Source organism: Priestia koreensis, from assembly GCF_022646885.1.
Classification (GTDB): Bacteria; Bacillota; Bacilli; order Bacillales; family Bacillaceae_H; genus Bacillus_AG; species Bacillus_AG koreensis_A.
The window spans coordinates 1,169,130-1,181,317 of sequence record NZ_CP061868.1 but is presented as its reverse complement, the minus strand read 5'-3'; the positions used below and the strand labels follow the sequence as shown (position 1 = coordinate 1,181,317).

Genomic DNA, 12,188 nt, shown 5'->3' with positions numbered 1-12,188 from the left:
ACGACTGGATCTTTTTTCATTATGCCCTAAAAAATAAGATGAACCGCCATGCTATCCATTTTAATCGGACGTTCACGACGGTTCATATGACAGTGATAACATATCACTTTTTAATGAGTAGACGTTTATAGATTAAGGATATAAACGGTTTAGTAGACGTGGGAATGGAATTGTTTCACGTACGTGTTCAACGCCGCTAATCCATGCCACTGTACGCTCTAATCCTAGTCCAAATCCAGAATGGGGTACAGAACCATATTTACGAAGTTCTAAATACCACTTGTATGTTTCAGGATCTAACTCATGTTCTTTCACGCGTTTTTGCAGTAGGTCGTTATCATGAATACGCTCTGATCCACCGATAATTTCACCGTAACCTTCTGGCGCAATTAAGTCTGCACATAACACAACATCTTCACGATTTGGATCTGGTTGCATGTAGAAAGGTTTTAGAGATGTTGGATAGTGCGTAATGAATACAGGCTTGTCATAGCTTTCAGCAATTGCCGTTTCGTGCGGTGAACCGAAATCATCACCCCACTGAATATCATCAAATCCTTTTTCATGTAAGAACTTAAGCGCATCGTCATACGTAATACGCGGGAATGGTGTTTTAATGTTTTCTAATTTAGAAAGATCGCGACCAAGCGTATTTAATTCTAATGAGCAATTTTTAAGCACAGATTGAACCACATGTGATACGTAGTTTTCTTGCACTTGTAAGTTATCTTCAAATTCACAGAACGCCATTTCCGGCTCGATCATCCAAAACTCAATTAAGTGACGACGAGTTTTCGATTTTTCAGCACGGAATGTTGGACCGAATGAGAACACTTTTCCAAGCGCCATTGCAGCTGCTTCCATGTAAAGCTGACCGCTTTGAGAAAGATAAGCATCTTCATCAAAATATTTTGTATGGAATAGTTCCGTTGTTCCTTCAGGAGCACTTCCTGTTAGAATTGGCGGATCAATTTTTGTAAATCCATTTTCATTGAAAAATTCATATGTCGCACGAATGATTTCGTTACGCACTTTCATTACCGCATGCTGACGTTTTGAACGCAACCAAAGATGACGATGATCCATTAGGAACTCTGTGCCATGCTCTTTTGGTGTGATCGGGTAATCAACCGCTGCATGAATTAACTCTACGTTCGTTACCGTTAATTCATAACCAAACGGTGAACGCTCGTCCTCACGTACAACACCTGTTACATATAAAGAAGACTCTTGCGTTGTGGACTTCGCAAGTTGAAATACATCTTCTCCTACTTCTGCTTTAACAACAACGCCTTGCATAAAGCCCGTACCATCACGAAGCTGTAAGAAAGCGATTTTTCCACTTGAACGTTTATTTGCAAGCCAAGCACCAATGGTTACTTCTTCGCCAACGTGCTTGTTTACTTCTGAAATCGTAATCTTCACGATATAAACCCCTCCAAGAACTTACAGTACAAATAGTATGTATAATCCCTATCATTATACAATTCGACACACATAATAACAAGGGGTGACCTTCAAAAGGAAACATCCCCCTTTATTTTCTTTATGAACGCAAGCTTTATTCTCGTCTCACACAGTCATTGAAAAAAGGTAAGACACCCTTTTCAAAAGAATGTCTTACCTTTGCTATTTTTTTATTTCATGTGGCGATTCATGAACTGTTCAATGCGCTCAATCGCTTTTTCGACTAAATCAAGAGACGTCGCATAAGATAATCGTACATTATCAGGTGCTCCGAATCCTGATCCAGGAACAAGTGCTACCTTTTCTTCTTCTAAAATGGCTGCTACCCAGTCATCTACAGTTGAGAAACCTGTCATCTTCACTGCTTCGGACACGTTCGGGAACAAGTAGAACGCCCCCTGGGGTTTCACACAGCTAAATCCTGGAAGCTGAACAAGTTTATCATAAATGATCGTTAGACGTTCTTCGAACGCACTGCGCATCATTTCGACAGGCTCTTGACTTCCTTCATATGCAGCGATTGTCCCGTATTGTGCGATAGACGTTGGATTTGACGTACTGTGGCTCGCAAGATTTGTCATTGCTTTAATAATGTCTACATTTCCTGCTGCATATCCAATTCGCCACCCCGTCATGGAATGTGATTTAGATACCCCATTAATAATAATCGTTTGCTCTTTTAATTCAGGAGATAGCTCCGCGATGGACGTATGCGTGGCACCATCATACACAAGCTTTTCATAAATCTCGTCAGACACGATAAGAATGTCATGCTTCAAGCAAACTTCGCCTAACGCTTTTAACTCTTCAGCGCTGTAAATAACCCCTGTTGGATTGCTAGGTGAGTTAATAATAACTGCTTTTGTACGCTCTGTAATGGACGCTTCTAGCTGCTCAGGCGTAATTTTAAAGTGATTCTGTTCTTTTCCTTCCACATATATAGGCGTTCCTTCCGCAAGTTTTACTTGCTCCGGATAGCTTACCCAATATGGTGTTGGGATAATGACTTCGTCTCCTTCATCTAAAAGCACTTGAAACAATGTATAGAGCGCATGCTTTGCACCAGAACATACAATAACTTGATTTGCCGCATACTGAATGTGCTGATCTTGTTCAAACTTTTTAATGATCGCTTCTTTTAAAGAAGCAAGCCCTCCAGCAGGCGTATACTTTGTATGTCCTTCTTTCATCGCAGCTTCAGCTGCCTCAATAATATGTTCAGGCGTATTAAAATCAGGCTCTCCAGCACCTAGACCAATCACATCATGACCTGCTGCTTTTAATTCTTTCGCTTTTGCGGTGATCGCAAGAGTTGAAGATGGTGTTAGTGCTGATACTCGTTTGGCTAGTTTCAACGAAATCTCCCCCTACAATTAAAAGTAAATATTGTTCGAATTTATTCTTCTAGTCTTCGTGAACGCTCACCGAATGAAACGCCCCCGAAATCCAGCTGAACACGCTTTTGCTCACAGCATATGTTTAATCATTCACAATATCTTGCACGTTTTCTCTATGTTCTGACCTGAATTCGAGAATTAAGATTGATACAAGCGATAAAGCTTCGTGAACTTTCCAGTTTCAAACGCAACGTAGTAATATGTAAAGCGATTCTCAGAATCGACATACGTCACTTCCCATGCCGGATACTCTTTGTTTGTTTGATCGTCTTTTGTAACCCCTAAACGAATGGATTTAATCTCTTCAGGGTTTTTATCCGCTTGAACTTTTTCTTTTACTTCTTTTTTCGTAATGCCTTGACTCACTTTTTTTACTATCATATCATGTTTTTTCTGATTTTTCGGCATCCATACGATAACTTTCTCGTTTTTCTTTGTTTTACCGCGCCCTACGTAGTACGTCTCATCACCATAGTACGTAGTTATGCTACTGACGCTTTTTAAGTTCGCCTTCTCCTTTACCGTCTTTTCCATTTTGCTTTCGACCTTTTCCTGGGTCTTGAACGTATGGTTGTATACAGAGACTGACTGCCAAATAAGAAAAATAAGTAACAGAGCAACTACACTAATAATCCATTTTTTCATGATAATACCTTCTTACGTACGATAGATTGTAAATACAGCTGTATTTTGGTCTTCTTCATCTAGTGCGAGGCCAAACATAAGATCTTTCTTTTTTAACGTTCGGTTTAAGCTGTCGACGATTTTATATAAATCCTCTGAATGCTGAATACGGACAGTTGATAAAACTTCAATTTTACTTTCCATGTTATTTCCTCCCTTTACATCACAAAATTGTTAATCATATTTGTACATTTGACGGTCACAATAAAAGTACAAAGCAACACCTACAAATGATTTCAACCATTATTATAACAGTGAAGAAACGTTTGTCGAAAAATATTTTTAACTTTTAACAATAAACCCTTCCGAGTCCACACCACCATTTTTTGCAGCTGTTTTCCAGCTGCCTTTTTTTATTTTGGAAGTGTAATGAGCTGATACGTATCCTCCTTCAATTTAACCGCAACGCTTACATAGGCTAGCTGATAGACGTCAATCCAGTGTTCGCTCAATTGCTCAAGAAGCTCGGCATTCGGTTGACGCTGACTTTGATGAAAAATAATGGCCGCATGTGGATCCGTCATTTTAAGAAAAGGCTCTCCAAGCGGTTTTTCACCGAAGTGCGGCACTTTTATAATACTTACCTTCTGCAAAGACTTTTCTAGATCCACATCACTTTGATCCGTAGACATGTATATAAGCTTGGTCTGTCCGAATTCAATCAGTAAATCAGCCCCATCGTTGCCGGTTTTTATTACTTGCAGATGAAGTTTTGTTGACAGAGGAAGTGACTGCTGATCTTTAAGCAGAGTCACTCCGTCTTTTGGTACTGTTCTGTACACCTGTTCTGGATGAAGTCTTTTACAAAAGTACGATACGTTTGCATTATAGGGGGATTCCTCCTTTGTCACAATAATCGCATCGACTCGGTTAACATCCATCGCGCGGAGATGAGAGTAAAGTTCCCTACTACTCCCTTCTCCGCCTGTATTCACTAAAATGGCTTTCCCAAATCCATCTTGTAGTAACGTTGCTTCCCCATTTTTTAAGTGAAAAAACGTAATTAGCGCTTCTTTCTGATTTAATTGTACGTTAATATCCTGTAAGGATGCTGCGTTTCCTACGTTTGTTATGGAAAGAAGAAGTAAAAGCACGAACAGTACCCGTTTCATGTTATCGCCTCATTCTGAGATTGTCGTCCAAAAGTTCTGCAAATCACTTAATAGCATATGAAAAGGCTTCTCGTACACCTGAACCGTTGGCAGAGACTGCAAGAAAAACTTTCCGTAGTCCGCTTGTGTAATACGTCTATCAAAAATGTACACGACCCCACGATCTGTCGTACTTCGGATTAAACGTCCAAATCCTTGTTTAAATCTTAGAACAGCCTGAGGCAACGAGTAGTCCATAAAAGGACTTTTCCCTTCAGCTTTTATTTTTTCAAGCTTTGCTGCTACAATAGGCTGATCTGGCGGTGCAAATGGTAACCGTACGATTACAAGGCATGAAAGCTTTTCACCTGGAATATCAATTCCTTCCCAAAAGCTGCTCGTTCCTAGAAGAATGGATTTATCAAACTGCATGAAATCCTTCATCAATCTGTTTCGATTTCGTGTTGTAACGCCCTGTGCTAACAACACAAATTCGTCTAATTGATTAAATTCTTTTACATACTGATACGTCTTTTTGAGCATTTCATACGACGTGAAAAGCATGAGCATTCGACCATTTGTCACGGACGCAATATCAATAATATTCTCAGCTAAAATCATGCTATATTCGTCTAGCGTCACTTCTTTAATGGACGGCATGTCTTCCGGAATAAATACTTTTGCCTGCAGGTCATAGCGGAAAGGTGAAGGCACGGACAGTGTTAATGGATCAAACTCGCCCAGTCCTAATTCCCTCATAATATACGTAAACGACTGATTCGCTGTAAGCGTAGCAGACGTGAGTACAACGCTTTTCTTTTCTTTAAAGAAGTTTTCTGCAAGTTCCGTTGCCACATCTACGGGCTGGCTATAAAGATACGTCGCATTTGCCGCTCCTCTTGGTTCAATTTCCATCCATGTGACAGCATTATCATGTGACTGTGCTAACAGAAAATGAAGCTTTTCTCGTATGCTCTTTAGCTCTGTGCACAACCCTAAAAATTCGTTCAACTGATGCAATTCTTGCTTGCTTAACAACTGGGGAGTCTCTTCATTAATTAACAGTTGTTCATCAATGATTTGTAAAACATCATGGAGTAGAAAACGAACTCGTGAACCTGTCTCCTCAATTACAGACCAGTGTCGGCCTGCTTCGTTCCCTACTTGATAGCGATAGCTAATACGCCCTCCGTCTGGAGATTCCTCGCTCACCTTTCCTTTCACATAGGAATGAATGAGACGAAACGCATCGTCCACCTCAACTCGAACATCGTTTAGTAACTTGTGAAGATTTTTCACTACGCTTCGCCCAGGGAGCGCTATTTTTTGAAGAACGTCACTTGCTTTTGACAATAAGCTGTCTTCTTTTTCTAACGTCCCGATTCTTGTCAGAACGTTGTGAATCGAAAAGTAATCGATTTGCACGCCTAACTCTTCGCTGGCCGTACTCTCCAAATGATGCGCCTCATCGACAACCACTCGATCATACGGCGGCAGTAGTGAATTTTTATGCTGGATATCCATTAAAAGCAACCGATGATTCGTAATGACAACGTCTGCCTGATTAGCCTTTTCACGGGCTCTCTGGTAGAACGAATAGCTTCGCCACGGTTCACGAAGATCCAAAGAAGAAGGATTAGCCTCACTCATCTGACTCCATACGAGCTTCCCTCCAGATGGAAGATTCACTTCTTCAATATCACCTGTCTCCGTTTCCGTTAGCCATACTAAAATAGCAGCTTTCGTTAAAATGGAGTCGTAATTATTATCTGTTTCTTTTAGTAGATTTATGAACTTACGAATGTTCAAATATTGATTCCGACCCTTCAATACGACCATTGAAAAAGCAGGAAATAGCTTATGTAAAATGGGAAGATCCCGGTCAATCAGCTGATGCTGAAGCGTAATCGTATGTGTTGAAATTACGATGCGTTCGCGGTGAGTAAGCGCATAATAAAGCGCCGGCATTAAATAAGCAAACGTCTTTCCAACGCCCGTGCCTGCTTCAATTAGCGCGTGTTTCTGATTTGAGAACGCCTCATATACTTTCTCAATCATTTCCCACTGTGCATTTCGTCTTTCGTACACCGGAAACACAGTCGGAAGCTGTTGCTCTTTTTCCGTCATAAAATCCTGGAAGGACATCGTCATTTCTTCACGTGTTGGCTGAAAATCCGGCTGTTTTTTTAGCGCCACCCCGTTCAACCACAGAAATCGTCCATCCTCTTCTTCTAGATGCTGTTCTTTTTCATACAACAAGTCTTGTATAAGTTCACTTATTTCGCTTTTCAAATGCAAACATAATTGTTCAAGCTGACGCAACGTTGCAAGCGGTAAATTTCGCATCTTACCAATGAACGACAGCAAAATATGAGCGGTCACCTCAGCATCACTATCTGCTTGATGAGGGTTGCTATGCTCAATATCCAAATAATCAGCTAACTGATTTAGCTTGTAACCATCTACCGTTGGTAAAAGTATTCTAGCTAGCTCAACCGTGTCTAAGGTGGAGTTGTACAACATTCCATATCCGCATCTCGTTAATTCCTCCTGAAGAAACGAGAAATCAAATGCTACGTTATGAGCGACAAAATACGCATCACGCAATAGATCTAAAATTCTAGGAGCTATTTCTTCAAATGATGGGGCATCAACGACCATATCATCTGTAATATTTGTTAGTTGTTCGATAAAAGGCGGAATATTCATATGCGGATTCACGAAGCTTGAGAATTGATCCACCATTACTCCATTCTCAATTACTACCGCTGCAAACTGAATAATTCGATCGCCTTGTCTTGGTGAATGGCCAGTTGTTTCTAAATCAATGACCACAAACCTGTTGCTCATAGTTAACACCTCATTTCCATCCTTCTTAGTATAATGCACATATCGTCAAATTAAAAAGGATTAAAGCAACTCTACTAATAAAAATTATCAGCAGATGCTTTAATCCTTCTACAAAATCCTATTTTATGTCATTACAAGATCGTATGAGCAGGCTCTTGCTTTAGTAGCTGTGTAATTTGATTATGTTCATCCATAATCGCAACAGTCGGATGATGACTGGCGATTTTTTCTTCCGGTACAAGCGTATACGAAATAATGATCACAATATCGTCCGGTTGCACAAGACGTGCAGCAGCACCGTTTAAACAAATAACGCCGCTCCCTCGTTGACCCGGAATCACATATGTTTCTAAGCGTGCACCGTTATTATTGTTCACAACCTGAACTTTCTCATTAGCTACAATTCCTACCGCATCAATAATATCTTCATCAATTGTAATGCTACCTACATAATTTAAATTAGCTTCCGTGACACGAGCACGGTGAATTTTTGCATTCATCATCGTACGAAACATACTTACGTCCCCCATTTTAGTAGTTTGACTAAACATTTCTTCCGCTACATGTGCTTCATAGAGTTAAGTGAACTTTATGAAGCACATACAGTTAAATTTCCATCGTTAGATTATCAATTAAACGTGCTTTTGAGAATTTGACTGCAACCGCGATAATGATGCGGCCTTTAAGCGTTTGAATGGGCTCTAATTCCGGGTAAGAATAGATCTCCACGTAATCAATGACGCCGTCCGTTTTTTCTTCAATCTGAGAAACAATCTCCGCATAAAGAACGGACGTATTTCTCTCCCCTTGTTCAATGCGTGCTTTTGCAGCTTGTAGCGCCTCGTTAATAGCAGGTGCTTGTGCTCGTTCAGTTTCTGTTAAATACACGTTGCGCGAGCTTTTTGCCAAGCCGTCTGCTTCTCTAACCGTCGGAACTCCTATTAGCTCAATCGGGAAGCGGAAATCCTCAATAAGCCCTTCTACTACGGCTACTTGCTGAGCATCCTTCATACCGAAGTAAGCACGGTCTGGCGTTACGATGTTAAACAGCTTTGTTAGAACCGTCGCAACACCGTCAAAATGACCTGGACGTGATTTCCCACAAAGAACGTCGACGCGCTTCGTCACTTGAATAGTGATTGACGGCTCGTTTGGATACATTTCGTTCACGTCTGGATAAAAAATATAATCCACTCCCGCTTCTTTGGCTACGTTTTGGTCTCGTTCAAAATCGCGGGGGTATGCGTCTAAATCTTCGTTCGGTCCGAACTGTGTTGGATTGACAAAAATGCTGAGCACTACGACATCGTTTTGTTCACGGGCTTTGTTAAGCAAGGACTGATGACCTTCATGAAGGTAGCCCATCGTTGGAACGAAGCCAATCGTTTTCCCTTCATAGCGCTCTTGTTTGATCGTCTGCTGTAATTCGTGGATATGCGTAATCGTCTTCAAGTTATTTTCCTCCGTAAAGTGCACTAAGCTGTTCTTGTTTCATTGTGAATGTATGCTGTTCCGCTGGGAACTGACGAGCCTTCACTTCTTTTACGTACTGACTAAGGCTAAACATAATCGGTTCACGAAGCGATTCATATTGCTTCACAAACTTCGGTACGCGCTCAACTCCATAAGTTAATACGTCGTGATAGACAAGCACCTGTCCGTCTGCTTCTACACCCGCTCCAATTCCGATCGTTGGAATCGATAGCTGCTTTGAAATTTCTTCTGCCAGCTGGCGAGGAACACATTCAAGCACAAGCGCAATAGCCCCTGCCGCTTCACATTTTTTCGCATCTTCAATTAGCTTTTTCGCTTCCTCAGCGTCTCGTCCTTGAACTTTGTATCCACCTAAAACTCCAACCGATTGCGGAGTAAGGCCTAAATGGCCAACAACAGGAACACCCGCATTTGTAATATCACGAATCGCATCAAGCACCTCACCCGCTCCTTCAAGCTTCAGCGCATGTGCTCCGCTCTCTTGAATAATTCGAGCTGCATTTCTCATTGTATCTTCCTTTGACAAGTGATACGACATAAACGGCATATCGGTTACGATAAAGGTATCTGTCGCTCCTCGTTTTACCGCTTTTGTATGATGAATCATATCATCTACCGTTACGGGAATCGTTGAATCATATCCTAATACGACCATTCCAAGAGAATCACCAACTAAAATCATATCCACTCCTGCCGCTTCCGCGTACTTTGCAGATGGATAGTCATACGCCGTTAGCATAACAATTGGTTCATGCTGCTGCTTCATTTTTAAAAAATCCATTTTCGTTTTCATCATCTTCCTCCTTTAATTGTAGAGGAAATGAAGTACCGAACATATAAAAAAACTTCTTTCCACAGGAAAGAAGGATCGGTTCACATCGGTATATTCATCCCTCTGTCCTAGTCCCTATTCTGGATCAAGGCAGAATCCTATTTAATTTCACATAAAAAAATACAGATAATAGGTGCAGTTCTTTCGATACTACCCTGATATCTGTATTATAAAAAACTTATCTAAAATTGACCAGTATTATCTTTTACTTACTTTTAAGCGAAATATCTGCTGAATGAATGTAGTGAACTTTTCCGTGTAGATCTTCTAAAAGGAGCGTTCCATCATCCGTAATTCCCTTTGCGGTACCTTCAATCGTCTCACGGAGCGTGCGTGCAACAATCTGCTTTCCGATCGTAACCGCGTAGCTTTCCCACAACAGCTTGACAACTTTAAATCCGTGCGTAAGATAGTCGTCATATAATTTTTCAAGCTTTAAGAAAATCGTCTGCATAAGCTCTGCTCGGTTAATCTCTTGTCCACTTTCAATTGCTAGCGACGTCGCGATTGCTTGGATATTCGGCGCAAAATCAGATAACTGTTGATTAACATTAATGCCTATCCCAACAATAACGGAATGAACGCGCTCCACATCTGCCTGCATTTCTGTTAAAATTCCTACAAGCTTTTTCCCGTTAATTAAAATATCATTGGGCCACTTGATATCAGGAGACAGGTCGGTTACTTCTTCAATAGCTTGTACAATCGCTACCGCAGCTAATAGTGTGAGCTGTGGTGCCTGCTGTGGCGGGACAGTCGGACGCAAAATAATACTCATCCAAACTCCCGTGTATTTCGGCGAATACCACACGCGATCCAAGCGTCCTCGACCAGACGTTTGCTCTTCCGCTACGACAACGGTTCCTTCTACCGCATCCTCCTGAGCAAGACGATGCGCTATTTTTTGCGTCGATTCTACGCTTTCTTCGTAGTGAACATGATGACCCATTCGCTTCGTATGAAGACCGAGCAATAGTTCATTTGAGGTAACCTTATTTGGAACACGAATGATACGATAGCCTTTTTTACGAACGGCTTCTAGCTCATATCCTTCGCTTCGTAAATCTTCAATATGCTTCCAGACGGCTGTTCGTGAGCAATTCAATTTTTCACTAATCATTTGACCTGATACATAATCTGTTTCGGCATTCGTAAAGATTTCTAACAGCTTTCTTCTCATTGCTGATTGCATTTCAGCCACTCCTTTATTGCGCTTTGCTCGTTCTGTAAACGCCCTGCTACTACTTCCTGCTCAATCAATTGAAGCGTCTCAGAAAGCCAAGGGCCGCCCTTTTTCCCAGTCCAACTCATAAGGTCTGTTCCTTTTACTGCTAGCTCCTTAAGCGAGTGAATAGGAAGGCGATCATACCATTCTTTTACCTCATTAAACTGAAGGGAAGCAATCCCAAACGCACGTTGAAGGCGAACCACATTTAACGCACGCTCAAGACCATATGTATATAAAATTTGTGCCGTCCATCCGTCCCTGTTCACGGCTTCAAATGCAGCCACAGCAAATTCAATTTCTTTAATGCTTCGATTTGACAGCTTCCATTTTTTAAGGAAAGCGGTACACTCTGCTTCCTCAAGAACGAGCAATAAAAGCGCCCACAACTCATTTTGTTCCTTTAACTCTCCTAAGTGACTGTTCGCCACTTTTGCAAGAGAACGTGCCGCTCCATCAAGCCCCGGAAGGAATCCATGTACGCCGGTTTCACTCATCAACGTAATCGCTTGTTTCACAAATCGACCTGAGAGCATCTTTTCAAATTCAATCGTTATTCGCTCGATGGAAACGTGCTGAAGCAGCGACTTATGTTGCTTGATGGCTTCTTTGGTCCGATCTTCTAACTGAAACCCAAGCTGACTGACAAAGCGAAGGGCTCTCATCATTCGGAGCGCATCTTCTGTAAATCGCTCTCTTGCTTCTCCTACCGTACAAATGATGCGATCTTTAATCGCCTGCTGCCCATTAAAAGGATCTAGCAATTCGCCATCTTTGTTCATGGCAATTGCGTTAATGGTAAAGTCACGACGCTCTAAATCGGCCGTCAATGACGTAATAAACTGAACGGAAGCAGGGCGGCGGAAATTTTCATATTCCCCTTCCGCCCGAAAAGTCGTTACTTCATATTGCTCACCGTCTAATACCACCACAACCGTCCCGTGCTCAATTCCAACAAGAATCGTTTTCGAAAATAGGGACATCACTTCTTCTGGCTTTGCTGATGTAGCAATGTCAACATCTCCAATTTCACGACCAATAATCACGTCTCGTACAGCACCACCTACAAAATACGCCTCGTGCCCATGTTGTTCTAACGTTTCAATAATCGTCATAGGACGAATAAAAGGTTCGTTCATCATAATCTC

11 protein-coding genes are annotated in these 12,188 nt (G+C 41.4%); all 11 read right to left on the bottom strand.

Features of this window, described 5'->3' with window-relative positions; translation table 11 throughout:
- Positions 1 to 132: 132 nt before the first annotated feature.
- A complete protein-coding gene (gene asnS, locus IE339_RS05840) occupies positions 133 to 1,425 on the bottom strand; it encodes an asparagine--tRNA ligase (protein WP_242174623.1) in 1,293 nt (430 codons plus the stop codon).
- 212 nt (positions 1,426 to 1,637) lie between these two features.
- A complete protein-coding gene (locus IE339_RS05835) occupies positions 1,638 to 2,822 on the bottom strand; it encodes a pyridoxal phosphate-dependent aminotransferase (RefSeq protein WP_242174620.1) in 1,185 nt (394 codons plus the stop codon).
- Between the two features lie 180 nt (positions 2,823 to 3,002).
- Positions 3,003 to 3,509, bottom strand: a complete 507-nt coding sequence (locus tag IE339_RS05830; protein ID WP_053399804.1) for a cell wall elongation regulator TseB-like domain-containing protein — start codon at positions 3,507 to 3,509, stop codon at positions 3,003 to 3,005.
- A 12-nt stretch (positions 3,510 to 3,521) separates the two neighbouring features.
- Positions 3,522 to 3,692 carry a YpmA family protein gene (locus IE339_RS05825; RefSeq protein WP_083446386.1) on the bottom strand — a complete coding sequence of 57 codons (171 nt, stop codon included), beginning with the start codon at positions 3,690 to 3,692 and terminating at the stop codon, positions 3,522 to 3,524.
- Positions 3,693 to 3,901: 209 nt separating this feature from the next.
- Positions 3,902 to 4,660 (bottom strand): ComEC/Rec2 family competence protein, encoded by a 759-nt coding sequence (locus IE339_RS05820; protein WP_242174609.1) that lies wholly within the window; start codon positions 4,658 to 4,660, stop codon positions 3,902 to 3,904.
- A gap of 9 nt (positions 4,661 to 4,669) precedes the next feature.
- Positions 4,670 to 7,489, bottom strand: coding sequence for an ATP-dependent DNA helicase DinG (gene dinG, locus IE339_RS05815; protein WP_242174599.1), 2,820 nt, complete (start codon positions 7,487 to 7,489; stop codon positions 4,670 to 4,672).
- 131 nt (positions 7,490 to 7,620) lie between these two features.
- On the bottom strand, positions 7,621 to 8,004 hold the full coding sequence (gene panD, locus IE339_RS05810; protein WP_242174594.1) for an aspartate 1-decarboxylase: 384 nt from the start codon (positions 8,002 to 8,004) through the stop codon (positions 7,621 to 7,623).
- Positions 8,005 to 8,095: 91 nt separating this feature from the next.
- Positions 8,096 to 8,941 carry a pantoate--beta-alanine ligase gene (panC, locus tag IE339_RS05805; RefSeq protein WP_242174592.1) on the bottom strand — a complete coding sequence of 282 codons (846 nt, stop codon included), beginning with the start codon at positions 8,939 to 8,941 and terminating at the stop codon, positions 8,096 to 8,098.
- 1 nt (position 8,942) lies between these two features.
- The gene (gene panB / locus IE339_RS05800; RefSeq protein WP_242174580.1) at positions 8,943 to 9,776 is read right to left on the bottom strand and encodes a 3-methyl-2-oxobutanoate hydroxymethyltransferase; all 834 of its coding nucleotides are present in this window, start codon (positions 9,774 to 9,776) and stop codon (positions 8,943 to 8,945) included.
- 244 nt (positions 9,777 to 10,020) lie between these two features.
- Positions 10,021 to 11,007 carry a biotin--[acetyl-CoA-carboxylase] ligase gene (locus IE339_RS05795; protein ID WP_242174548.1) on the bottom strand — a complete coding sequence of 329 codons (987 nt, stop codon included), beginning with the start codon at positions 11,005 to 11,007 and terminating at the stop codon, positions 10,021 to 10,023.
- The gene (locus IE339_RS05790) at positions 10,992 to 12,179 is read right to left on the bottom strand and encodes a CCA tRNA nucleotidyltransferase (RefSeq protein WP_242174535.1); all 1,188 of its coding nucleotides are present in this window, start codon (positions 12,177 to 12,179) and stop codon (positions 10,992 to 10,994) included. Before IE339_RS05790 ends, IE339_RS05795 begins: the two co-directional genes overlap by 16 nt.
- Positions 12,180 to 12,188: the final 9 nt, after the last annotated feature.